At 74.3% G+C, this 22,460-nt stretch carries 20 protein-coding genes, 1 pseudogene and 1 riboswitch; of the genes and pseudogenes, 7 read left to right on the forward strand and 14 right to left on the reverse strand.

The genetic code is table 11. From position 1 onward, the window contains the following. From ACF073_RS37305 to ACF073_RS37315, 3 genes are all read right to left on the reverse strand, one after another. Nucleotides 1–297, reverse strand: a 297-nt coding sequence (locus tag ACF073_RS37305; RefSeq protein WP_392075939.1) for an aminotransferase class III-fold pyridoxal phosphate-dependent enzyme, incomplete at its 3' end; no start/stop codon positions are given. Between the two features lie 13 nt (nt 298–310). Then, a complete protein-coding gene (ectA, locus tag ACF073_RS37310) occupies nt 311–829 on the reverse strand; it encodes a diaminobutyrate acetyltransferase (protein ID WP_392075940.1) in 519 nt (172 codons plus the stop codon). A gap of 265 nt (nt 830–1,094) precedes the next feature. After that, nucleotides 1,095–2,195, reverse strand: a complete 1,101-nt coding sequence (locus ACF073_RS37315; RefSeq protein WP_392075941.1) for a pyridoxal-phosphate-dependent aminotransferase family protein — start codon at nt 2,193–2,195, stop codon at nt 1,095–1,097. Between the two features lie 142 nt (nt 2,196–2,337). Between ACF073_RS37315 and ACF073_RS37320 the strand changes: the two genes are divergently transcribed. The 5 genes from ACF073_RS37320 to ACF073_RS37340 all read left to right on the forward strand — a co-directional run bounded on the left by ACF073_RS37320 (nt 2,338) and on the right by ACF073_RS37340 (nt 6,962). Further along, nucleotides 2,338–3,183 (forward strand): transporter substrate-binding domain-containing protein, encoded by an 846-nt coding sequence (locus ACF073_RS37320; RefSeq protein ID WP_392075942.1) that lies wholly within the window; start codon nt 2,338–2,340, stop codon nt 3,181–3,183. Next, complete coding sequence (locus tag ACF073_RS37325) at nt 3,180–4,019, forward strand: amino acid ABC transporter permease (RefSeq protein WP_392075943.1); 840 nt, start codon at nt 3,180–3,182, stop codon at nt 4,017–4,019. The genes ACF073_RS37320 and ACF073_RS37325 overlap by 4 nt, the downstream gene beginning before the upstream one ends. Beyond that, a complete protein-coding gene (locus tag ACF073_RS37330; protein WP_392075944.1) occupies nt 4,016–4,810 on the forward strand; it encodes an amino acid ABC transporter ATP-binding protein in 795 nt (264 codons plus the stop codon). The genes ACF073_RS37325 and ACF073_RS37330 overlap by 4 nt, the downstream gene beginning before the upstream one ends. Before the next feature lie 17 nt (nt 4,811–4,827). Beyond that, nucleotides 4,828–5,919: an amidohydrolase family protein gene (locus ACF073_RS37335; protein WP_392075945.1), complete on the forward strand. Its 1,092-nt coding sequence runs from the start codon at nt 4,828–4,830 to the stop codon at nt 5,917–5,919. Between the two features lie 134 nt (nt 5,920–6,053). Further along, nucleotides 6,054–6,962: an SCO1860 family LAETG-anchored protein gene (locus tag ACF073_RS37340; RefSeq protein WP_392075946.1), complete on the forward strand. Its 909-nt coding sequence runs from the start codon at nt 6,054–6,056 to the stop codon at nt 6,960–6,962. Nucleotides 6,963–7,154: 192 nt separating this feature from the next. Here ACF073_RS37340 and cobC read toward each other — a convergent pair whose 3' ends face one another. The 3 genes and pseudogenes from cobC to ACF073_RS37355 form a co-directional block, all read right to left on the reverse strand. Continuing rightward, on the reverse strand, nt 7,155–8,249 hold the full coding sequence (gene cobC, locus ACF073_RS37345) for an Rv2231c family pyridoxal phosphate-dependent protein CobC (RefSeq protein WP_392075947.1): 1,095 nt from the start codon (nt 8,247–8,249) through the stop codon (nt 7,155–7,157). Further along, complete coding sequence (locus ACF073_RS37350) at nt 8,239–9,144, reverse strand: sirohydrochlorin chelatase (protein WP_392075948.1); 906 nt, start codon at nt 9,142–9,144, stop codon at nt 8,239–8,241. Before ACF073_RS37350 ends, cobC begins: the two co-directional genes overlap by 11 nt. A gap of 98 nt (nt 9,145–9,242) precedes the next feature. Beyond that, nucleotides 9,243–10,397: pseudogene (locus tag ACF073_RS37355) on the reverse strand (cobalamin biosynthesis protein); the annotation flags it as partial. A gap of 208 nt (nt 10,398–10,605) precedes the next feature. Here ACF073_RS37355 and ACF073_RS37360 point away from each other — a divergent pair. Further along, entirely contained in the window at nt 10,606–11,337 is a 732-nt protein-coding gene (locus ACF073_RS37360; RefSeq protein WP_392075949.1) for a ZIP family metal transporter, read from the forward strand. A 98-nt stretch (nt 11,338–11,435) separates the two neighbouring features. Here ACF073_RS37360 and ACF073_RS37365 read toward each other — a convergent pair whose 3' ends face one another. The 8 genes from ACF073_RS37365 to ACF073_RS37400 all read right to left on the reverse strand — a co-directional run bounded on the left by ACF073_RS37365 (nt 11,436) and on the right by ACF073_RS37400 (nt 20,977). After that, on the reverse strand, nt 11,436–12,797 hold the full coding sequence (locus tag ACF073_RS37365) for a cobyrinate a,c-diamide synthase (RefSeq protein WP_392075950.1): 1,362 nt from the start codon (nt 12,795–12,797) through the stop codon (nt 11,436–11,438). Then, on the reverse strand, nt 12,791–13,390 hold the full coding sequence (cobO, locus tag ACF073_RS37370) for a cob(I)yrinic acid a,c-diamide adenosyltransferase (RefSeq protein ID WP_392075951.1): 600 nt from the start codon (nt 13,388–13,390) through the stop codon (nt 12,791–12,793). Before cobO ends, ACF073_RS37365 begins: the two co-directional genes overlap by 7 nt. After that, on the reverse strand, nt 13,390–15,408 hold the full coding sequence (locus ACF073_RS37375) for a putative cobaltochelatase (protein WP_392075952.1): 2,019 nt from the start codon (nt 15,406–15,408) through the stop codon (nt 13,390–13,392). Before ACF073_RS37375 ends, cobO begins: the two co-directional genes overlap by 1 nt. 217 nt (nt 15,409–15,625) lie before the next feature. Next, the gene (locus ACF073_RS37380; protein WP_392075953.1) at nt 15,626–17,158 is read right to left on the reverse strand and encodes a cobyric acid synthase; all 1,533 of its coding nucleotides are present in this window, start codon (nt 17,156–17,158) and stop codon (nt 15,626–15,628) included. Then, a complete protein-coding gene (locus tag ACF073_RS37385) occupies nt 17,155–18,099 on the reverse strand; it encodes a cobalamin biosynthesis protein (RefSeq protein WP_392075954.1) in 945 nt (314 codons plus the stop codon). The genes ACF073_RS37380 and ACF073_RS37385 overlap by 4 nt, the downstream gene beginning before the upstream one ends. 100 nt (nt 18,100–18,199) lie before the next feature. Further along, a riboswitch (cobalamin riboswitch) is annotated at nt 18,200–18,342 on the reverse strand. A gap of 251 nt (nt 18,343–18,593) precedes the next feature. Next, entirely contained in the window at nt 18,594–18,821 is a 228-nt protein-coding gene (locus ACF073_RS37390; RefSeq protein ID WP_392075955.1) for a hypothetical protein, read from the reverse strand. A gap of 32 nt (nt 18,822–18,853) precedes the next feature. Beyond that, on the reverse strand, nt 18,854–20,098 hold the full coding sequence (locus ACF073_RS37395; protein ID WP_392075957.1) for an anion permease: 1,245 nt from the start codon (nt 20,096–20,098) through the stop codon (nt 18,854–18,856). A 153-nt stretch (nt 20,099–20,251) separates the two neighbouring features. Next, nucleotides 20,252–20,977, reverse strand: a complete 726-nt coding sequence (locus ACF073_RS37400; RefSeq protein WP_392076019.1) for a lysozyme — start codon at nt 20,975–20,977, stop codon at nt 20,252–20,254. A gap of 562 nt (nt 20,978–21,539) precedes the next feature. Here ACF073_RS37400 and ACF073_RS37405 point away from each other — a divergent pair. Next, the gene (locus ACF073_RS37405) at nt 21,540–22,226 is read left to right on the forward strand and encodes a class II aldolase/adducin family protein (protein ID WP_392075958.1); all 687 of its coding nucleotides are present in this window, start codon (nt 21,540–21,542) and stop codon (nt 22,224–22,226) included. Nucleotides 22,227–22,460 lie beyond the last annotated feature (234 nt).

Consider the following 22,460-nt stretch of genomic DNA (forward strand, 5'->3'; position numbering starts at 1 on the left):
CACCAGATCCTGGAACGCCTGCAGGAAGGACCGCTTGGCCGTCGTCGACATGTCCAGGCCGTGGGTGACCCCGTCCCGTTCCAGATAGTCGATCAGCGCCCGTTTCAGCACGGGATTGTTGTGGCCGTAGTTCAACGACCCGGCACCGGCGAAGAAGTCGAGGTACGCGTGACCGTCCTCGTCATGCATACGGCTGCCCTGCGCACGGTCGAACACGGTGGGCCAACCACGGCAGTAGCTGCGCACCTCGGACTCGACGGTCTCGAAGACACTGAGGTCGGGCTGGGTGATGGTCACGGTGAATCGCTCCTCAGGAGGCGGTTGACGTGGTCAGCGGACCGATGCGGTAGAGCACTTCGGGGTCGTGCGGGCCGTCGGGGAACAGGCCGGCGGCGAACAGCACCTCCCGGGTGACCCGTGCGCCGCGCCGCTCGGCGAACGAGGTGAACAGCCGCTCGGAGGCGCTGTTGCCGGGGGTGATGGTGGTCTCCAGTTCGGTGATGCCGTACTCGGCGGTGAGCCGTGCGGTCAGCCCGTCGAGCAGCGCGGCGGCGATGCCGTGGCCCCGGTACGCGGGGTCGACGGCCACCTGCCAGACGAGCAGGGTGCCGGGGCGGTCCGGTCGCAGGTACCCGGTGACGAAACCGACCGGCTCCCCGTCCGCACCGCGCGCCACCGCCGACGTGCCGGCGAAGTCCCGGCACCACAGCAGATAGCTGTAGGAGGAGTTCAGATCGAGGGTTTTCGAGTCTTTGGCGAGACGCCAGAGCGCGGCGCCGTCGCTCGGCGCCGGTCGTTCGATGAGCAGGTCTGCGGGTGCGGCAGTCATGCGGCACGAATTTAGCGAGGCAAATTCAAAAATGCACGGGAGCCGTCACCGGGATTGCCGGGGGCATGGGAGGTATGTCCGCAATGCCCTACGGCAAACTCGTACAAATCGCCCCTGTTGTGGAGTGTGTCACAAGAGGAAATGCGCGGGAAACCTGCCGGAAAACTTCCCTGTTTAGCCTTGCAAAAAGCGGGCAGAAGATGATGGGAAGCTATCGACTGGGGAATTGGTGGGAATTGTGAAAGCGAATTGAATTGACGCTGAATTAGCGCCAGGTGTGCTCCACGGCCCGCCGGGCGGCGGCCGGGTCGACCGGCAGTCCCCGCTCCGCGAGCGCCGCGCCCAGCGCCGCGAGCGACCCCTGCACCGCGTCGGGCGCGGCGTCGGGGCCGTAGTGGTTGACCCGGATCATCTCCTTGGTCAGGGCGCCGCCGCCGGCCGCGAGCGGCAGCGCGGGATCGCTCTCCAGGGCCCGCGCCACCAGCTCCGAGGCCGCGACCCCGGACGGCACCCGCAGCGTCGTCGCGACCGGCGCCGCGTCCCGCTCCGCGTACACGTACGGCGCGAGGCCCCCGCCCAGTGCCACCGCCCCGGCCCGGGTGGCCAGCGCGGCACGCCGGTGCCGGGCCATCACCGCCTCCGGGCCGGTCGCCTCGATCCGCTCCAGGCACGCCTCCAGCGCCAGCATCTCCAGCTGGGCCGGAGCGTGCGGCAGCGCCGTGCGGCCGGCGTCGGTCCAGCGCTCCTTCCAGTCCAGGAGGGAGAGGTAGGAGCGGCGCGGGGCGCCCGGGTTGGCGGCCATCCGGGCCCAGGCCCGCTCGCTCACCGAGATCGCCGACACGCCCGCCGGGCCGCCCATCGCCTTCTGCGCCCCGATCACGCACAGGTCCACGCCCCAGGCGTCCGGCAGCACCGGCTCGGCGCCCACGGAGGCCACCGCGTCCAGATAGAAGAGGGCACCCTGCTCCCGTACCGCCTCGCCGATCTCCGCGACCGGGTTGGTGTTGCCGGTCGCCGCCTCGGCGTGCACCAGCGAGACGAAGTCGATCTCCGGGTGCTCGGCGAACGCCTCCCGGACCTGCCCGGCGGTCACCGCCGTGTGGAAGGGGACGGAGAGGTCGTGCACGGTGGCACCGGCGTCGCGGAGCCAGTTGCCGAAGGTCTGGCCGTACGGGCCCGTGATCACGTTCAGCGCCACCGTGCCGGGACCGGCCGCCGAGCGGATCGCGCCCTCCAGCGGCAGCAGCGCCTCGCCCTGGGTGATCAGGACGTCCTGCCGGGTGTCCAGCAGCCGGGCCACCCGGTCCTCGATGGCGGCGAAACGCTCGGCACTCAGCGGGGGCAGGTCGAGGAAGGGGTGGGTCACGGCGGTGCTCTCTCTTCTGCGCGGAGTTCGGCTCCCCCCGATCTTAGGTCCAACCCCTCCGTTACCATGGGTTTGATTTGAGGAGCTCAAACTCTTCCTTATAATCGGAAGCCCCCGTTCCCCTACCGGGAGATCACCCCCCATGACAACGCTCCTCGGACGCCGGACCCGCGTTCTGGCAGCCATCACCGTGACGGCCGGGCTCGCGCTCGTGGCCGGCTGCTCCTCGGACGGCGGGGGGAGCGGCAAGACCACCGTCAAGGGCGTCCACCTCGCCAAGGCGGGGCAGCTGACCACCTGCACCCACCTGCCGTACCCGCCGTTCCAGTCGGAGATCGACGGCAAGGTGCAGGGCTTCGACGTCTCGCTGATCGACCTCGTCGCCAAGGACCTCGGCGTCAAGCAGGACATCCGCGACACGCCCTTCGAGAACTTCAAGACCGGCGCCTTCCTGAACTCCGGGGAGTGCGACCTGGCCGCCGCCGGCATGACCATCACGCCGGAGCGCAAGAAGAACGTCGACTTCTCCGACCCGTACTTCGAGGCCACCCAGGCCGTCCTCGTCGACAAGAGCAGCGGGATCGACTCGCTGGCCGACGTCAAGGCCAAGGGCAAGAAGCTCGGCGCCCAGGCGCAGACCACCGGCGAGGACTACGTCAAGGGCAAGGGGTACGACCCGATCTCCTTCGAGTCCTCCGACGCCGTCCTCAACGGCCTGCGCACCGGCCAGGTCCAGGCCGTCGTGATCGACTACCCGGTCGTCCAGGGCTGGCTGAAGGACAAGGCCAACGCGGACAAGTTCAAGATCGTCGACAACCTGAAGACCGGTGAGCAGTACGGCTTCACCGTGAAGAAGGGCAACAAGGCGCTGCTGGACGCCATCAACAAGGCACTCAAGACCGCCAAGGCCGACGGCACCTACAAGAAGATCTACGAGAAGTGGATCGGCCCGTACGACGCCTCCGTCGCCTCTCCCGCCGCCTCATGAGCGGTACGGACACGGACGTACCGCTCCAGCCGAAGAAGAAGGGGCTGACCCGGCGGCAGAAGCGCACCCTGTCCCGGGGCGCGCAGTACGCCCTCTTCGTCGCCGCCGTGGCCGCCTTCGCGGCCACGGCGGACTGGGGCCGGCTGCAGAACCAGTTCGCCCAGGCCGACATCGCGCGGCAGATGTTCCCGGACGTCATCACGCTGGCGCTGAAGAACACCGTGCTCTACACGGTGTCCGGATTCCTCGTCGGACTCGTCCTCGGCATGGTCATCGCGCTGATGCGGCTGTCGTCCGTGGGCCCGTACCGCTGGCTGGCGGGCATCTACATCGAGATCTTCCGGGGCCTGCCCGCCCTGCTGATCTTCATCTTCGTCGGCGTCGCCGTGCCGCTCGCCTTCCCGGGCACGGAGATCCCGGGCGGCACCTACGGCAAGGTCGCCCTCGCGCTCGGCCTGGTCTCGGCCGCCTACATGGCCGAGACCATCCGGGCCGGCATCCAGGCGGTGCCCAAGGGGCAGATGGAGGCGGCCCGTTCGCTGGGCTTCTCGCCCGCGAAGGCCATGATCTCCATCATCGTCCCGCAGGCCTTCCGGATCATCCTGCCCCCGCTCACCAACGAACTCGTCCTGCTCTTCAAGGACTCCTCGCTGGTGCTGTTCCTGGGTGTCACCCTGGAGGAGCGGGAGCTGTCCAAGTTCGGCCGCGACCTCGCCAGTACGACCGCCAACTCCACGCCGATCCTGGTCGCTGGCCTGTGCTACCTGCTGGTCACGGTCCCGCTCAGCTTCGTCGTCCGCCGTATGGAGTCCAAGGCCCAGGAGGCGATCCGGTGACCCGCCCCGAGATCGAAGTCCGCGCACTGCACAAGTCCTTCGGCGACAACGAGGTGCTGCGCGGCATCGACCTGGAGATCGGCCAGGGCGAGGTCGTCTGTGTCATCGGCCCCTCCGGCTCCGGCAAGTCCACGCTGCTGCGCTGCGTGAACCTGCTGGAGGAGCCCACAAAGGGCCAGGTCTTCGTCGGCGGCACCGAGGTCACCGACCCGGACGTCGACATCGACGCCGTACGCCGCCGCATCGGCATGGTCTTCCAGCAGTTCAACCTCTTCCCGCATCTGAGCGTCACCGAGAACCTCACGCTGCCGCAGCGCCGGGTCCTCGGCCGGGACAAGGCGACGGCCGCCCGGACCGCCGCCGAGAACCTGGCCCGGGTCGGCCTGTCCGAGAAGGCGGACGCCTACCCCGCCTCGCTCTCCGGCGGCCAGCAGCAGCGCGTCGCCATCGCCCGCGCCCTCGCCATGGGCCCCGAGGTGATGCTGTTCGACGAGCCGACCTCCGCGCTCGACCCGGAGCTGGTCGGCGATGTCCTCGCCGTCATGCGCATGCTCGCCCGGGAGGGCATGACGATGATGGTCGTCACCCATGAGATGACCTTCGCCCGCGAGGTCGCCGACCGGGTCGTCTTCATGGACGGCGGGGTGATCGTCGAGGACGGCAGCCCCGAGAGGGTCATCGGCGACCCGCAGCACGAGCGCACCCGGCACTTCCTGTCCCGCCTGCTCGACCCGGCGATGGCCGAGGTGGAGGAGGGGACCCCCGGCCAGGCGGGCGGCTCCGAACCGTAGGTCGCTAGGGTGCGGTCATGAGCGATGGCGCGGTGCTGCACGTGAAGGGCCGGATCCTGGCGGGCCCCGAGGACGTCCGTGACGAGCTGTGGGTGGTCGGCGGGCGGGTCACCTACGACCGCCCCGCCGGGGCCCGGGAGGTGACGACCGTCCAGGGCTGGGCGCTGCCCGGCCTGGTCGACGCGCACTGCCATGTGGGCCTCGACGCGCACGGCCCGGTCGACGCGGACACCGCCGAGAAGCAGGCGCTCACCGACCGGGAGGCGGGCACCCTGCTGATCCGCGACGCGGGCTCGCCCTCCGACACCCGCTGGATCGACGACCGGGAGGACCTCCCGAAGATCATCCGGGCCGGCCGGCACATCGCCCGCACCCGGCGCTACATCCGCAACTACGCCTGGGAGATCGAGCCGGACGACCTGGTGGCGTACGTCGCCCAGGAGGCCCGGCGCGGCGACGGCTGGGTCAAGCTGGTCGGCGACTGGATCGACCGCGACCTCGGTGACCTGTCCCCGTGCTGGCCCCGCGAGGCGGTCGAGGCGGCCATCGCCGAGGCGCACCGGCTCGGCGCCCGCGTCACCGCCCACTGCTTCGCCGAGAGCTCCCTGCGCGACCTGGTCGAGGCGGGCATCGACTGCGTCGAGCACGCGACCGGGCTCACCGGGGAGCTGATCCCGCTCTTCGCCGAGCGGGGCGTCGCGATCGTGCCCACCCTCGTCAACATCGCCACCTTCCCCAAGCTCGCGGACGGCGGCGACAAGAAGTTCCCGCGCTGGTCCTCCCACATGCGCCGGCTGCACGAGCGGCGCTACGACACCGTGCGCGACGCCTACGACGCCGGCATCCCGGTCTACGTCGGCACGGACGCCGGCGGCTCACTGGCCCACGGACTGGTCGCGGAGGAGGTCGCCGAGCTGGTCACCGCCGGCATCCCGCCGGTCGAGGCCCTCGCCGCCACCAGCTGGGCCGCCCGGCGCTGGCTCGGCCGGCCCGGTCTCGACGAGGGCGCCCCGGCCGACCTCGTGGTGTACGAGGCCGATCCCCGGGCGGACGTACGCGTGCTCGCGGCGCCGCGACGGGTGGTGCTGCGCGGGCGTGTCGTCGAGTAGATGTGCCCGTGATTCGAATCGGCGTGCGCAATATCCACGTTTGAGTGAAGTAACCCTGGATCGCTGAGGATTCACCCACACCGCGTACAAGGTTGACGGGTCCCAAGCCTGTTCCCTCTGGGGGTCCCACCGCCTTGAACAGCAACAACTTCCGCATGTCCGCACGCCGTCTGGCCGCCCTCGCGACGGTCACCGCCCTCGCCGGGGCGCCCGCGATCCTGGGCGCGGGCGCCGCGCACGCCACCACCGGGCACGGTCGCGCCTCCGCCGTCGTCCTGCGCACCGGGCTCGATGTGTCCCTGCTCCACAAGTCCGTGAACGTCCCGCTCAGGGTCACGCTCAACGAGGTCCAGGCACCGCGGAGCGCCGACACAACCGCGCTGACCGCCCGGCTCGACGGCGTCGACGGCGGCAAGCCGTTCACCGTGCTCGGCGCGGACGTCGCCGAGTCGAGGGCCACGGTCACCGCCCGGCGGGCCGAGGGCTCGGTCCGGGTCGCGCACGCCAAGCTGCACCTGCCGGGACTGCCCCTGCTGTCCCTGATCGAGGCCGACACGATCACCGCCAAGGCTACCTGCGAGGCCGGCCGGGCACCGGCCGCCGCCGCGAACGTCCTCGGCGCCGTCACCGTCCTCGGCAAGCGCGTCACCCTGACCGCGGGCGGTACGACCGAGGTGAAGGTGCCCGGCGTCGGCGAGGTCACGCTCGATCTCGCCCGGCGGACCACCACGACCCGTACGGCCGCCGCCACCGCCCTCGAACTCAAGGTCTCCGTCGATCCGTTGAAGCTGGGCGTCGCCGACGTCGAGGGCACGGTCACCCTCGCCAAGGCCACCTGCGAGTCCCCGATGGTGCCGCCCAGCGGGAAGCCGAAGCCGGGCCACGACCCGGCCGGCGGTCCCCGCCCGCAGGGCGCCCCCGCCCAGGCCGACCTCGCGGAGACCGGCGGCAGTTCGGCCACCCCGTACATCGCCGGCGGCGCGCTGGCGCTGGTGCTGGTCGGCGGGGGAGCGGTGACGGTGGCCCGCCGCCGCAGGAGCTGACCGCACGCCGTCCGGCCGCTCCCGGTCCGTCCCCGGACCGGGAGCGGCCTTCCGGCCCGCCCGTCGGGAACATGCGAGGGGCCGGCCGCCCGTCGAGAGCACGGGGGGCGGGCCGGCCCGCCCGTCGAGAACACGAGAACGCGGGGCGGCTCAGCGCGCGGGGCGCCCGGCGGCCCGTCCCGCCCCGGTCGCTCAGCCGGTGGAGACGGGCGGGCGGCCGGGGACGGTGAGCGCGGCCGACAGCGCCTTCAGGAAGCCGTTCACCGTCGCACGGTCCCGCACGGCGATCCGTACCCACTCCGCGCCGAGCCCCGGAAACGTGTCCCCCCGGCGCACCGCGTAACCCAGCTCCCGCAACCGCCGCCGTACCAGCGCCGCATCCGGCATGCGGACCAGCACGAACGGACCGTCCGCCGGCTCCGCCACCCGCACGCCCCGGTCGGCGAGCGCGGCGAGCCCGGACACCAGATGAGCCCGGTCCCCGGCGATGCGATGCGCCGCGTGCCCCGCCTCGGCCAGCGCCCGCGGCGCCACGCACGCCGCCGCAGCGGTCAGCGCCGGTGTCGACACCGGCCACAGCGGCTGCGCCCGCTCCAGCTCGCCGACCACCTCGGGCGCGGCCAGCACGTACCCGATGCGCAGCCCGGCCAGCCCCCAGGTCTTGGTGAGGCTGCGCAGCACGACGAGCCCCGGCACGTCGGTCCGCCCGGCCAGCGCCTCCCGCTCGCCCGGCACCGCGTCCATGAACGCCTCGTCCACCACCAGCGTCCGGCCGGGCCGGGCCAGCCGGACGATCGCCTCCGCCGGGTGCAGCACCGACGTCGGATTGGTGGGATTGCCGATCACCACCAGATCGGCGTCCTCCGGCACGGCCGCCGGGTCCAGCCGGAACCCGTCCGCCGCCCGCAGCAGCACCCGGTCCACGGTGTGCCCGGCGTCCCGCAGCGCGGCCTCCGGCTCCGTGAACTGCGGATGCACCACGACCGGCCGGCGCACCTCCAGCGCACGGGCGAGCAGCACGAACGCCTCCGCCGCCCCCGCCGTCAGCAGCACCCGCTCCACCGGCAGCCCGTGCCGGGCCGCCACCGCCGCCCGCGCGGCCCGCCCGTCCGGGTAGGCCGCGAGGGACGCCAGCGAACCGGCGATCTCCTCCCGCAGCCACGACGGGGGCGTGTCCGCGCGGACGTTGACGGCGAGGTCGACCAGCGCGGCCCCGTCGTCCCGTACCTCGGCGTCCCCGTGGTGGCGCAGATCGTGGCCGGACCCTCCGCTCCGCTCAGTGCGCATGGCTGTGCGAGTGCCCTTCGTGCCGGTGCTGCCCGTTCTCCTGGTCCTGCTGCCGCGGCGGCCCGGCCGATCCCTCGGAGCCCGGCGGCGCGGCCTGGCACGCGCACGCGCCGCGGTGCGTCGGCGGATCGCCCGCGACGGCCTCCGCGTACCGCTCCCGCACCACGTCGAACAGCTCCGGCTCGGGCCCGACGACCCCGGCCGAGCGCACCTCGACCTCCGGGTGCGCGGCGGCCCACCCCTCGGTCTGCTGCCGCACCCGGTCCGGCAGGACACCGCCGAACAGGAAGTACGGCAGGACGACGATCCGCCGCGCGCCCAGCGCCACGCACCGGTCGAGGCCGCTCGGCACGTCCGGCGCCGCCGGCGACAGGAACGCCGTCTCCACCCCGGCGTACCCGCGGCCCTCCCACAGCAGCCGCGCCGCCACGCACACCTCGGCGTTGGCCGCCGGTTCGGTCGAGCCGGGCCCGACGAGCAGCACGGTGACGTCCGCCCGGTCCGCGGGCCTGCGGGCCGTCCCCCCGAGCGCCTCGTCCAGCCGCCGCTCCAGCACGTTCAGCAGCGCCGGATCCGGGCCCGGCGGACGGCCGCAGGTGTACGAGATGCCCGGATGCCGCTCCCGCGCGCGGGCCAGCGCGGCCGGGACTGCGCCGTCGGCGTGCCCGGCGCTGACCAGCGTCAGCGGCACCACGGCGAACCGGCGTACGCCCCGCCCGGCCAGCTCGGTGACCGCGTCGCCCAGCGGCGGCGCGGACAGGGCGACGAAGCCGCCCGCGACGGGGAGTTCGGGGTGGCGGCGCCCCAGCTCCCGGACGAAGTCGCGGAACGCCTCGGCTCCGGTCTCGTCACGGGTGCCGTCTCCGGCGATCAGCAGGGCGGGCGGGGCGGTCACGGAGTCTCCTCGGGTGGAACGGGGTGGAACAGCGGGATACGACGGGGGGTGAGCGCGGGGGCCGGCTCGACGGGCGCCGGCGGGAGGGGAACCACGGTTCACTGCGGCTCCTCCTGCCGGCGGCGGCGCGGCGCCCCCGCGCGCCGCGCGATCTCCCGGGCCGCCGTGGCGAACGCGGTCACGACCGTCATCATGCCGACGGCCCCCGGCCCGGGCGCGGCGAGGGTCGTGATCCGGGCGTACGGGCCCGGCCGGGGACACACCGTGGCCGGGCGGCGCCCCCGGGGCCGTCCGGGCGGCCGGCGCGGCGGTCATCCCGGCACCCCGACCACGTCGATGCCGTCCGAGCCCTCGGCGAGCGCCGGGCAGGCCATGGCGCACCCGCCCGCGTCCCCGCCGCCGATCAGCGCGACGGCGTGCCCCGCACGGGCCTCGGCGACCGCCGTACGGGCCCGCTCCTCCGCCGCGCCGGGCCCCGACTCCAGCACCCGGGTGCCGGGCCGCAGCAGCGCGCGGATCCGGTCCACGTGCCGGTCGAGCCCGACCAGCACCGAGGCCCGCCGCAGTTCGGCCGCCGCGCGCGGGGAGAGCGGGGTCCGGGCGCCGGGACCGAGCCCGACCACCGCGAGCCGCCCGCGCCCCGGCCGCCGGACCACGGCACAGGTCGCATGCGCCGACTTCCGCTTGGGCACGAGGAGTTCACCGCCGCGCAGCAGGGCGGCGGCCTCGGCCACCGAGGGGGTGCCGACGGCCGTGAGCGGCGCGGCGGACGGGTTCGGCACCGCCACGGCCGCCAGCTCCCCGGCCGGGTGGCCCACCAGCGGCACCCCGAGCCGTCCGGCGGCGGCCAGCAGACCGGGCTCCGCGGCCTTGGTGTCCACGGTGGCCAGTTCGGCGACCGACCTCGGCGAGACACCCGCCTCTCGCAGCACCGACTCCACCAGCGCCAGGACCTCCCCGGCCGGTACTCCCTTCGACGCGCCGACCCCGACCACCAGCGACGGCGGCCTGAGCAGCACCTCCCGCTCGCCCGGCGGCACGGCCCGGTCGGTGAGCCGGATCGTGTACGGGCTCTCGGGGGCGACCGGCAGCGGCGGCAGCGGCCACGCCAGCTCGGCCTCCAGCGCGACCGGCACACCGTCCAGCAGCGCCCGCAGGACCGCGGCGACCGCCCCCTCGTACGGCATGCCGAGCGTGTCGAGGCCGGCCGGCCCGACGGCGCCCGTCGCGGTCGTCACCACCGGCCGGACACCCGGCGCGAGCGGCCGTACCGCCGACCCCGTCGCCGGGAGACGGGGAGACCGGCCGGGGAGTGGATCCCGGCGGCCCTCAGCCCTTCCTCGAACGCACGTCGGTACCCGGCGACGGCGTCGGTCATGGGAATCGGTCCTCTCCTGCGAGTCGGTACGTGAGGGGTTGCCGGACATGCGCGAACGGCGGTCCATCGGATAGCAAGGGCCTATGGCGGTCTTCGTCGCGCTCGGCGCGTTCCTGATGACGCTGGCCGGCGGCTGGACGGCACAGCGCGTGACCGACCGCCGCCATCTGGTCCTGGGCCTGGCCGGCGGGCTGATGCTCGGCGTGGTCGGCCTCGACCTGCTGCCGGAGGCGCTGCACGCGGCCGACCGGGAGGTCTTCGGCGTCCCCGCCGCCCTGCTGCTGTTCGTGGCCGGGTTCCTGGTGGCCCATCTGGTGGAGCGCACGCTGGCCGCCCGGCAGGCCGCGCACGGCGGCGCCGAGGGGCACGAGCACCGGGCGCCGGAGGCGGGCCTGGCGGCGGCCGGCGCGATGGTGGGCCACAGTGCCATGGACGGGGTGGCGATCGGCGCGGCCTTCCAGGTGGGCGGCGGCATGGGCACGGCCGTGGCGCTCGCCGTGATCGCGCACGACTTCGCCGACGGCTTCAACACCTTCACCATCACCAGCCTGTACGGCAACGCGCGCCGCCGGGCCGTCGGGATGCTGCTGGCCGACGCCTGCGCACCCCTGCTGGGCGCGCTGTCCACGGTCTTCTTCCACATCCCCGAACCGGTGCTCGGCGGCTATCTGGGCCTCTTCGGCGGCGTACTGCTCTATCTCGCCGCCGCCGAGATCCTCCCCGAGGCCCACCACGAACACCCGGCCCGCTCCACCCTGCTGTGCACGGTGGCCGGTGCCGCGTTCATCTGGCTGGTGGTCGGCATCTCCGGCTGACCGCGCTCGCGGTCTCACGGCGTGCCGCCGCGCCCGGCCGGTCCGCTCGTCCTGCGCGCACACCGCCCGGCCGGAGCCGGCCCCGGCCGGCGGGCCGGTCATGGCGTCCGGCACCTCTCCACGAACCGGTGGGCGACCGCGGGCTCGGACGCCCAGTGCGTGTGCAGATAGCTCGCGTGCACGCCCTGCCGTACGAATCCCTCGACCCGCGGGACCGGGTTGCGCACCCCCCAGGCGGGAGCGGCACCGGCGCCCGGTTCGACGGCGGTGCGGTGGAACTCGTGCCCCCGCATCCGCGTCCCGGCCGCCGCCAGCACGCTGTCGCCGACGGCCACGGCGTCCCGGTAGCCCAGGGTGAGCCGTTCCGTCATCCGCGCGGCGGCGTCCAGCACACCGCACATGGGCCGGCCGTCCAGCTCCCGGCAGAGATAGAGCAGACCGGCGCATTCGGCGGCCACGGGAGCGCCGCCGCCGGCCAGTGCGGCGACGGCCTCGCGCAGCCGCACGTTGGCGGACAGGTCACCCGCGTACATCTCGGGGAAGCCGCCGCCGATCACCAGCCCCGCCGTGCCCTCGGGCAGCTGCTCGTCGCGGAGCGGGTCGAAGGTGACGACCTCGGCACCGGCGGCGGTGAGCAGCTCGGTGTGCTCGGCGTAGGAGAAGGTGAAGGCGGGGCCGCCGGCGACGGCGACCACGGGTGCGGGCCCCGCGGCCGGGAGCGCCGGGACGGGGGCCCACGGGACGCAGTCCCCCGGTACCGGTCCCGCGGCCCGGGCCAGCGCATCCAGCGCCTCCAGGTCGCACCCCCGAGCCACCTGCGCCGCCATGGCCGCGACGGCGTCGACCGCGGCCGAGCGGCGTTCGGCCACCGGCACCAGCCCCAGGTGCCGGGACGGTGTGTCCACCCCGGCAACCCGCCGCAGCACCCCCATGACCGGCACTCCGGAGGAGTCCAGCGCCTCGCGCAGCAGCTCCTCGTGCCGGTCGGAGGCCACCTTGTTCAGGATCACGCCGCCGACCCGCACCTCCGGGTCCCAGGACGCGAAGCCGTGCACCAGCGCCGCCACCGACCGGGACTGCGAGGACGCGTCGACGACCAGCACCACCGGCGCCCGCAGCAGCTTGGCGACATGGGCCGTGGAGGCGAGTTCCCCCTTGCCCCCGGCCCCGTCGTACAGCCCCATCACGCCCTCGACCACGGCCAGGTCGCAGCCGCGCGCCCCGTGCAGGAAGAGCGGAGCGATCAGGTCCGGCCCGCACAGGTACGCGTCCAGGTTGCGGCCGGGCCGGCCGGTCGCCAGGGCGTGGTACCCCGGGTCGATGTAGTCCGGCCCGACCTTGTGCGGGGACACGGCGAGCCCCCGCGCGGCGAACGCGGCCATCAGCCCGGTGGCGACGGTGGTCTTGCCGCTGCCGGACGACGGCGCGGCGATGACCAGCCGGGGGACGGAACTCACCACTCGATGCCCTTCTGGCCCTTCTGGCCCGCGTCCATGGGGTGCTTGACCTTGGACATGTCGGTCACCAGATCCGCGAAGTCCACCAGCTCCCGCGGCGCGTTACGGCCGGTGATCACCACATGCTGGGTGCCCGGCCGGTTCCGCAGCACCTCCACGACCTCGGCCGTGTCCACCCAGCCCCAGTGCAGCGGGTACGCGAACTCGTCCAGCACGTACAGCCGGTACCGCTCGGCGGCCAGGTCCCGCTTGACCTGCTCCCAGCCCTCGCGGGCCTTCGCCTCGTTGTCCATCTGGGCGTCCCGCTGGACCCAGGACCAGCCCTCGCCCATCTTGTGCCAGTCGACGGTGCCGCCCTCGCCCGAGGCGCCGAGCACGCGCAGCGCGTTCTCCTCGCCGACCTTCCACTTCGCCGACTTGACGAACTGGAACACCCCGATCGGCCACCCCTGGTTCCAGGCGCGCAGCGCGAGCCCGAACGCCGCGGTCGACTTCCCCTTGCCGACGCCCGTGTGGACCATGACCAGCGGCCGGTTCCTGCGCTGACGGGTCGTCAGACCGTCCTCGGGTACGACACTCGGCTGTCCCTGCGGCATTACGCGGCCCTCCTCGACGTTCCCTGCACATCCCTGACCAGACCGGCTATCGAGTCGGCCCGCAGCTCGTCCAGCGTCACGGCCGTACCGCCGAGATCGCCGGCGAGCTGTCCGGCGAGCCCGAGCCGCACCGGCCCCGACTCGCAGTCCACGACCACCGAGGCGGTCTCCTGGGCCGCGAACAGCCGCGCCGCCCGCCCCGCGAGGGCGACCGGCTCGGGACCGCCCGTCGCCCGCCCGTCGGTCACCACCACGAGCAGCGGCCGCCGCGCCGGGTCCCGCAACCGCTCCACCCTGAGCACCTCGTGCGCCTTCAGCAGCCCGGCGGACAGCGGCGTACGGCCGCCGGTGGGCAGTGACTCCAGCCGCACCGCCGCCGCGTCCACGGAGGACGTCGGGGGCAGCGCCACCTCGGCCGCCGAGCCCCGGAACGTCACCAGACCCACCTTGTCCCGCCGCTGGTAGGCGTCGAGCAGCAGCGACAGCACGGCGCCCTTCACCGCGCCCATCCGCTGCCGCGCCGCCATCGACCCCGAGGCGTCCACCACGAACAGCACCAGGTTCCCCTCGCGCCCCTCCCGGACCGCCTGCCGCAGATCGTCCCGGCGGACCACCAGCCCGGGGCCGGACCGCCCGCGTGTCCGCTGATGCGGGGCGGCGGCCTGCACGGTCGCGGCCAGATGCAGCTTGGTCAGCGTCCCCCGGGGCCGCCTGGCCCCGGTGGTCCGCCCGTGCTCGGTGCGCGCCCGCGACCGCCGCCCGGCGGCACCCTCGCCGATCCCGGGCACGCTCAGCACCTTGGTCCGGAACGGCTCCGAGGCGCGTACGGGCGACTGCTCCCGGGGGGCGCCGGGCCCCTGCGGGCCCTCGCCCTCACCGGACTCGGGCCGGGCGGTGCCGCCCCCGTCGTCCTGCGGACCGCTGTCCGGCGCGGGCCGCCCGCCGCCACCGGGCCCGTCCGGGTCGGGGTCGTCGTCGCCCGGGCCCTCGCCCCCGCCCTCGTTCTCGCCGGAGTACTGCTCCAGCGTCTCGTCCAGCTTGTCCTCGTCCAGACCCGGCGCGTCGAACGGGTTCCGCCGGCGCCGGTGCGGCAGCGCGAGCAGCGCCGCCTGCCGCACGTCCTCGGCGAGCACGTCGGTCCGCCCGGCCCACGCGGCGAGCGCGGTCGCGGTGCGCGCCATCACGATGTCGGCGCGCATGCCGTCCACCTCGAAGGCCGCGCAGGTCGCCGCGATCTGCCGCAGCGCGTCGTCGCCCAGCCGCACCCGCGGCAGCAGCTCCCGCGCCGCCGCGACACGCTGCCGCACGGCCGTCTCCTCGGCGGCCCAGAGCGCCGCGAAGGCGGCCGGGTCGGCGTCGTAGGCGAGCCGCCGCTTGACGACCTCCACCCGCTGCTCCGGCTCCCGCGAGGCGGCGACCTCCACGGTCAGCCCGAACCGGTCGAGCAGCTGCGGGCGCAGCTCGCCCTCCTCCGGGTTCATGGTGCCGACGAGCAGGAAGCGGGCCGCGTGCCGCACGGACACGCCCTCGCGCTCGACGTACGAGGCCCCCATCGCCGCCGCGTCCAGCAGCAGGTCGACCAGGTGGTCGTGGAGCAGGTTGACCTCGTCGACGTACAGGATGCCGCGGTGCGCGTCGGCCAGCAGGCCCGGCTCGAACGCCTTCACGCCCTCGGCGAGCGCCCGCTCGATGTCGAGGGCACCGACGAGCCGGTCCTCGGAGGCGCCGACGGGCAGTTCGACCATCCGCGCGGGGCGCCGGGTGCCGTCGCCGGCCTCGTGCGGGCCGTCCGGGCACGCGGGATCGGGGGCGGCCGGATCGCACGAGAACCGGCATCCGGCCACGACGGCCACCTCCGGCAGCAGCGCCGACAGCGCCCGTACCGCCGTGGATTTCGCGGTGCCCTTCTCGCCGCGCACCAGCACACCGCCGACCGCCGGTGACACGGCGTTCAGCAGCAGCGCCAGCCGCAGATCGTCCTGGCCGACTACGGCCGTGAAGGGGAACGGGGTGGTCACTTGTCGTCCTCCAAGTCGCCTTCCGGCTCTGTGATCCCGCGCAGCGCCCGCGGGTCGTTCTCGCTCATGAAGTCCCGGCCCCGCGGGCCGGGGACGTACGCGGGGCCGTGCTTCCCGTACGTCCGGACACCGACCGCGCCGGCCGGCCGTGTCGTACCCGGACGGGCGGTGCGCGGCCGCCGCCCCCGCGAAGGCGCCCTCCCCGGCGAGGCGGTGCTCACGCGGGCGCTCCCGGGGGGATGAAGGGCAGCCCTTGGGGCGGCCCCGACTCGATGAGCCGCCACAGCGCGTCCGTGTCCGCGTGCTGTTCGATCAGGTCGCCGAGCCGGTCGAGCTGCTCCTCGCGCAGCGCGGCGAACGAGGTGTCAGGCGCGGGCACGAAGCGGCGGCCCGCACCGGCGGCCACCTCGCGCAGGAAGGCCCGCCGGAAGCCGTCCGACTCCAGCGAGCCGTGCCAGTGGGTGCCCCAGGTCTGGCCGACCCGGCAGCCGTCCAGGCGCTGCCCGTCGTCGTCGGTGAAGAACGCCTCGCCGCCGGTGACGTCGGCGACCCCGTGATGGATCTCGTATCCCTCGACGGGCTCGCCGAGGGCCTGTCCGTCCGGCCGGGTGAGGGTCTTCTCCCGCGCGAAGCGCACCCGGACCGGCAGCACACCGAGTCCGGGGACGGCACCGGCGCGGGACTCGACCTCGTCCTCGATGTGCTCGCCGAGGATCTGGAAGCCGCCGCAGATGCCGAGGACCGGCCGGTGCTCGGCGGCCCGCCGCACGAGCGCGTTCGCCAGTCCCCGCTCCCGCAGCCACGCGAGCGCCCGTACGGTCCCGCGGGTGCCCGGCACGACCACGAGATCGGCGTCCGCCAGCTCCTCGGGGCGGTCCACGAACCGCACCACGACGCCCGGTTCGGCGGCCAGCGCGTCCACGTCCGTGAAGTTGGACATGAGCGGGATCGCGCACACGGCGACCCGCAGGACGTCCTCGCCGACCGGGGGAGTCACGCTGGACTCGCGGACCGTGCCGCGCAGCGAGACCCGCAGCCCGTCCTCCTCGTCGATGCCGAGCCCGTGCCGGAACGGCAGCACGCCGTAGGCGGGCCGTCCGGTGAGCCCGTGCAGCATGTCGAGGCCGGGCTCCAGCAGGGAGACGTCCCCGCGGAACTTGTTCACCAGGAAGCCGGCGACCAGTTCCTGGTCCTTCGCCGAGAGCAGGGCGACGGTGCCGAAGAACGAGGCGAAGACGCCCCCGCGGTCGATGTCGCCGACGACCAGCACGGGCAGCCCCGCGCCCCGGGCGATACCCATGTTGACGATGTCGGTCCGCCGCAGATTGATCTCGGCCGGGCTGCCCGCCCCCTCGCAGATCACCGCGTCATACGTGCCCCGCAACTCGGCCAGGCAGTCCAGCACCGTGCCGAGCAGCCGCTGCTGGCGCCCGCCGTGGTAGCCGCGCGCGCTCATCTCGCCCACCGGCTTGCCCAGCAGCACCACCTGGCTGCTCTGCTCGCCGCCGGGCTTGAGCAGCACCGGGTTCATGAGCGCGGTCGGCTCGACCCGGCAGGCCTGGGCCTGCATCGCCTGCGCCCGCCCGATCTCGGCGCCCTCGCGCGTGACGAAGGAGTTCAGGGACATGTTCTGCGCCTTGAACGGCGCGACCCGCACGCCCTGGCGCACCAGCCAGCGGCAGATGCCGGCCGTCACGACGCTCTTGCCGGCGTCGGAGGTGGTGCCGGCGACGAGGAGGCCACCGTTCATTTCCCGCGTCCTTTCCGCAGTGCGCGCGCGGCGACCGTGGCGCCGAGGGCGAGCAGGCCGACCCGGCGGGAGAGCCGTACGGACCGGTCGATGTCGGTGACCCGGACCGGCCGTCCGTGGGCACCGTTGAGCACGGGACGGTGTTCGACCCGGCCGCCGTAGGAGAGCGTGCCGCCCAGCCTGACCCCGAGGGCTCCCGCGAAAGCGGCCTCCACCGGACCGGCGTTGGGGCTCGGATGCCTGCCCGCGTCGGCCTTCCAGGCGCGCAGGGCGCCCCGGGGATCGGGTCCGGCCACGGCGGCGAGCACGGCGGTCAGCCGGGCCCCGGGCCAGCCGGCCACGTCGTCGAGGCGGGCGGAGGCCCAGCCGTAGCGGCGGTGCCGGGGCGACTTGTGGCCCACCATCGCGTCCAGGGTGTTGACCGCGCGGAACCCGAGCAGCCCGGGCACCCCGCCCACGGCACCCCACACCAGCGCGCCCACGACCGCGTCCGAGGTGTTCTCGGCGACCGACTCGACCACGGCACGGGCCATGCCGTCGGCGTCCAGCGCCTGCGGGTCCCGGCCGCACAGATGGGGCAGCCTGGCCCGGGCGGCCTCGATGTCCCCCGCGGCCAGGGCCTGTCCGACGGTGCGGGCCTCCCGGGCGAGCGAGGTGCCGCCGACGACGGCCCAGGTGGCGGCGGCGGTCAGCGCGACGGAGGCGGTGGGGGAGGGGCGTACGGCGCGGGCGGCCAGCGCGCCGAGCGCGACGGCGCCGCCGGCGCAGACGGCGGTGTGCAGGGCGCCCCAGCCGCGGTGGTCGCGCCACAGGGCGCGCTCCACGGCCGCGGCCGTGCGGCCGAACGCGGCGACCGGATGCCCGCGGCGCGGGTCGCCGAGGAGGAGGTCGCCCAACACCCCGGCGGCGGCACCGTACGCGTACGTGCGATCGGCACCCATCGGCTCAGCCGGCCGTGGGCGCGGGAACGGGCCTGGTACGGGTTCTCGATCGGCGGCCGAGCATGTCGATCTGTGTCCTCACTCAGGGTGTCCGCGCCCTGGTCCGACGTGAATCGGCGGTGAGAGTTCCTGGCTCCCGGGGGTTCTTCCCCGGTGACAGTGGCGGGACCGCGCCGGATTCGCACCGGCTTCCTCTTCTGCCGCCGTAGATGGCCCGGGCAGTCCACCACGCCCCCGGAAGGACCGTCAACTCGCCGTTGACCTGGGACGCCGGACTGTGCCGAGCCCCACATCGGCGGCACGCGGGACGGTGCCCGACGACCCGGTCGCGGTGAATGCCCCTCGCGCCGGGGGGAATTCACCGGGCGCCCGGCGGCGCTCCGCGCGCTCTCCGAGGGCCGGCGGGGCCCGCCCCCGTGCCGCCGGTACGCGAAAGCCCCGCCGGGGCCGCCGAAGCGGGGCCCGGCAGGGCCGGTGTCATGCGCGGGGGGCCGTCAGGACTTGGCCATGATCAGGTACATCCCGTACACCACCGCCGCCGCACAGGCCGCGAAGCACACGTACGCACCGGTCACCGCCAGCGCGGCGGAACCGCCCTCGGCCGTGGCCTTCTCCCGGCGGGACAGGCCGTTGATGCCGAGGGTGAACAGGGCCACCAGGCCCACCGTGAACGCGAGGCTCACACCGAAGACGGAGCCGAGGGCCGCCCAGTCGATCGTCATGGGGATGCTTCCTTCACTAACCGTGCTCGGGATCAGACCGTGGCGGCCGGCGGGGTGGCCGGCGCGGGCTCGGCGACGGGGGCGGGGATCGTGGCCGTCAGGCCCTCGGTGACCGGGCCCGCCGGGGGCGGGGTCACGGCGGCGATGGCGGCGGTGACCACACCGACCGGCTCGGCGCTCTCCTCGACCACATTGGTGTGGTCGACGACCTCGCGGCGGGAGATCTTCCAGATCGCGGCGCTGGCGGCGACCAGGAAGACGGCGACGGCCGCGGTGCCCCAGTCGCCCAGGTCGGTGACGGACTCGGCGCCCGCGCCGACCAGCGCGGCGGCCGGGAGGGTGAGCGCCCAGGCGGCGAACATGCGGGTCGCGGTGGACCAGCGGACCACGCCGCCCTTGCGGCCGAGGCCCGCGCCCATCACCGAGCCGGAGACGACGTGCGTGGTGGACAGGGAGAAGCCGAGGTGGGAGGAGGCCAGGATGGCGGTCGCCGCGCTGGTCTGGGCGGCGAAGCCCTGACGCGGCTCCAGGTCGGTCAGGCCCTTGCCCATGGTGCGGATGATGCGCCAGCCGCCGATGTAGGTGCCGAGCGCGATGGCCAGACCGGCCGAGAGGATCACCCAGGTGGGAGGGTTCGAGCCGGGGGCGATGGCGCCGCCCGCGATCAGCGCCAGGGTGATGATGCCCATCGTCTTCTGGGCGTCGTTGGTGCCGTGGGCGAGGGAGACCAGGCCGGCCGAGGCGATCTGGCCGGCGCGGTAGCCCTTGCGGGTGGCCTCGCCGTCGGCGGTGCCGCCGATGCCGTAGGAGAGCCGGGTGGCCAGCAGCGAGGCGAGGCCCGCGACGAGCGGCGCGGCGACGGCCGGCAGCAGCACCTTGGTGACCAGGACGTCACCGTGTACGGCGCCGAAGCCGGCGGAGGCGACGGTGGCGCCGACCAGGCCGCCCATCAGGGCGTGCGAGGAGCTGGAGGGGAGACCCACCAGCCAGGTCAGCAGGTTCCAGAGGATCGCGCCGACGAGGGCGGCGAAGATGACCTCGGGACGGATGCCGCTCTCGTCGACGAGACCCTTGGAGATCGTGTTGGCGACCTCCACGGAGAGGAAGGCGCCCACGAGATTGAGGGCGGCGGACATGCCTACCGCGATCTTGGGCTTCAGAGCGCCCGTGGAGATGGTGGTGGCCATCGCGTTGGCGGTGTCGTGGAAACCGTTCGTGAAGTCGAACGCGAGAGCGGTTACGACCACTATCGCGAGGATCAGCGAGAAGCTTTCCATTTACCCAGGCAATCTTTCGAGGTCATCGGCCGGACGAACGTAGGCAACCTGGGTGAACGGAAGGTGAACTGAGGGAGGTATCGCGATGTCCGGGAGGGGGGTTTGGACTCCGCTTTGCTCGGTCTTTGCGGCGCCGCCTCAAGTGCCCCTTGGCTAGCGGCCCCGCGCGAAGATCCGCAGCCTGCTCAGGGACCCGTTGAAGAGATTCTGGTCACCCGGCAGCTTGCCCTTGATGCCGTACTGCCAGAACGTCCAGAACTGCCAGCCCCCGGGCAGCGTCCCCGGCCCCGAAGTGCCGTGCCGGGCCACCCACAGGGCGTGCGTGGAGGAGAAGGCGCGGCTGTTCCCGGTGCACAGCTTCCACCACTGGGTCGTGGTGTAGATCACCGGCCGGCGGCCGGTCTCCCGCTTGACCTCGTCGCTGAACGAGCGGATCCAGCCGACCATCCGCCCCTTGCTCAGCCCGTAGCACTTGTGCTTCTTGCTGTACGGGTTGTACTCGATGTCGAGCGCGGGCGGCAGCGTCCAGCCGTCCGCCTGCCAGCCGCCGCCGTGGTGCACGAGGTAGTCGGCCTGCCGGGCGCCGGAGGACTTGTCCGGCAGGGCGAAGTGATACGCGCCCCGGATCAGGCCCGCCTTGCGGGCGCCGGTGTACTGCCCGGAGAAGTAGGGGTTGCGGTAGTCCGTGGACTCGGTCGCCTTGATGTAGACGAACCGCGCGCCCCTCGCCCGGGCGGCCGGCCAGTCGACGCCCTTCTGGTGGGACGACACGTCGTGTCCCCGGGGCCGGCCGGTCGCCGCGCGCAGCGGCCAGACGGCGCCCAGCGTCCCGGCGGGGCCGAGCAAGTCGGCCGGGTCCGGTCCCCCGGGCGGGTCCATGGTCCCGGCCGGGCCCAGCGCCCCGGTCGGGTCCAGCGCCTTGGCGGGATCGAGGGCGCCGCTGCGGTCCAGGATCCCGGCGGGCTTCAGCGGGCCGGCGGGCTTGCGTGATCCGGTCAGGTCAGGTGAGCCGGCCGCCACCGGCGAACCGGCCGCGACCGGTGATCTCCAGGTCGCCGGTGAGTCCGCGAGGAGCGGGGCCGCGGCGGACACCGGTGATCCCGCCGGCCCCGCCGATCTCGGCGGTCCGGCCGACGCGGCCGCGGTGCCCGTGAGGGCGAGGGCCGCCGCAGTGGCCGCCACGAGGACACCGGCGCGGCGGCGGACGAGGGTGCGTTCACGGGCCATGCGTCTCCCCGGGGTGGCTGACGACAGCCCCTGGCCCTCGCGGGCGGCGGCGGTCGTCCAGTGGGCAAGAGAGATCATTGAAGGCTCGCCGCGCGGTGCGTCCCCGCCGATTCCCGGCGTTTCGCACCGGGATCCACCCGTTCGGCCGTACGGGTTTCGGACCGGAACAGCCGGCCCGCCCGCACTGCGCCGGTCCGGCTGGCAGGATCGCCGCATGGCTGAACCGCGGCACACGGCAGACGGGCGACAGGACGCGCGGCAGGACGAGGCAGGGCTCTGGGCGGAGCTGGTGGCGACGGCCCGCCGGTCCGTCGCCGACGGGCTGGTGGTCGGCACCTCGGGCAACGTCTCCGCCCGCGTCGGCGACCTCGTGCTGGTCACCCCGTCCGGCGTCCCCTACGACCGGCTCACCCCCGCCGACATCACCGGCGTCGACCTCGACGGACGCCAGGTGCTCGGCACCCTCGTGCCGACCAGCGAGCTGCCGATGCACCTCGCCGTCTACCGCACCACCGACGCCCGCGCCGTCGTCCACACCCACGCCGTGCACGCCACGGCGGTCGCCACGCTGGTGCCCGAGCTCCCGCTGATCCACTACATGGCCGCCGCGCTCGGCGGGCCCGTCCGCGTCGCCGCCTACGCCGCCTACGGCACCGACGAACTCGCCGAGAACATGCTCCGCGCGCTCGAAGGCCGCTCCGGCTGCCTGCTGCAGAACCACGGCACGATCACCTACGGCGCCACCCTCGACCAGGCCTACGACCGCACGGCCCAGCTGGAGTGGATGTGCCGCCTGTGGCTGACGGCGTCCTCGCTGCCGGGGCGGGCCCCGTCCCTGCTGACCGAGGCGCAGCTGGCCGAGGCCGGGGCCCGCCTGAAGGGCTACGGCCAGCGGAAGTGACGCCGGCCGTGCCGGACCGCGCTCCGGCGTCCCTCCGGGGCCGCTTCCCTGCGTGACCGCGTCCCCCCCCCCCCCCGGGCCCGCTCCTCCCCGTGCCGGTCCCGGTGTCCCCGCCGTGCTCTCGTGCGCCCCCGGCGCCCCCGCCGGATTCCCGCCGGCCGGTCCGTTCCACTGGCCGGTGGCCACGACCGCCACGACACTGGACCCGTGCCCACCGTCAAAGCCACCGCCAGA

Origin of the sequence: Streptomyces sp. NPDC015171 (assembly GCF_043079545.1) — a bacterium.
GTDB lineage: Bacteria > Actinomycetota > Actinomycetes > Streptomycetales > Streptomycetaceae > Streptomyces.

Excerpts from the sequence above, each read along its gene's own strand:
- ectA (WP_392075940.1), bottom strand. The coding sequence starts at position 829 with ATGACTGCCGCACCCGCAGACCTGCTCATCGAACGACCGGCGCCGAGC.
- ACF073_RS37320 (WP_392075942.1), top strand. The coding sequence starts at position 2,338 with ATGACAACGCTCCTCGGACGCCGGACCCGCGTTCTGGCAGCCATCACC.
- ACF073_RS37325 (WP_392075943.1), top strand. The coding sequence starts at position 3,180 with ATGAGCGGTACGGACACGGACGTACCGCTCCAGCCGAAGAAGAAGGGG.
- ACF073_RS37335 (WP_392075945.1), top strand. The coding sequence starts at position 4,828 with ATGAGCGATGGCGCGGTGCTGCACGTGAAGGGCCGGATCCTGGCGGGC.
- cobC (WP_392075947.1), bottom strand. The coding sequence starts at position 8,249 with ATGCGCACTGAGCGGAGCGGAGGGTCCGGCCACGATCTGCGCCACCAC.
- ACF073_RS37360 (WP_392075949.1), top strand. The coding sequence starts at position 10,606 with ATGGCGGTCTTCGTCGCGCTCGGCGCGTTCCTGATGACGCTGGCCGGC.
- cobO (WP_392075951.1), bottom strand. The coding sequence starts at position 13,390 with ATGCCGCAGGGACAGCCGAGTGTCGTACCCGAGGACGGTCTGACGACC.
- ACF073_RS37380 (WP_392075953.1), bottom strand. The coding sequence starts at position 17,158 with ATGAACGGTGGCCTCCTCGTCGCCGGCACCACCTCCGACGCCGGCAAG.
- ACF073_RS37385 (WP_392075954.1), bottom strand. The coding sequence starts at position 18,099 with ATGGGTGCCGATCGCACGTACGCGTACGGTGCCGCCGCCGGGGTGTTG.
- ACF073_RS37390 (WP_392075955.1), bottom strand. The coding sequence starts at position 18,821 with ATGACGATCGACTGGGCGGCCCTCGGCTCCGTCTTCGGTGTGAGCCTC.
- ACF073_RS37395 (WP_392075957.1), bottom strand. The coding sequence starts at position 20,098 with ATGGAAAGCTTCTCGCTGATCCTCGCGATAGTGGTCGTAACCGCTCTC.
- ACF073_RS37400 (WP_392076019.1), bottom strand. The coding sequence starts at position 20,977 with ATGGACCCGCCCGGGGGACCGGACCCGGCCGACTTGCTCGGCCCCGCC.
- ACF073_RS37405 (WP_392075958.1), top strand. The coding sequence starts at position 21,540 with ATGGCTGAACCGCGGCACACGGCAGACGGGCGACAGGACGCGCGGCAG.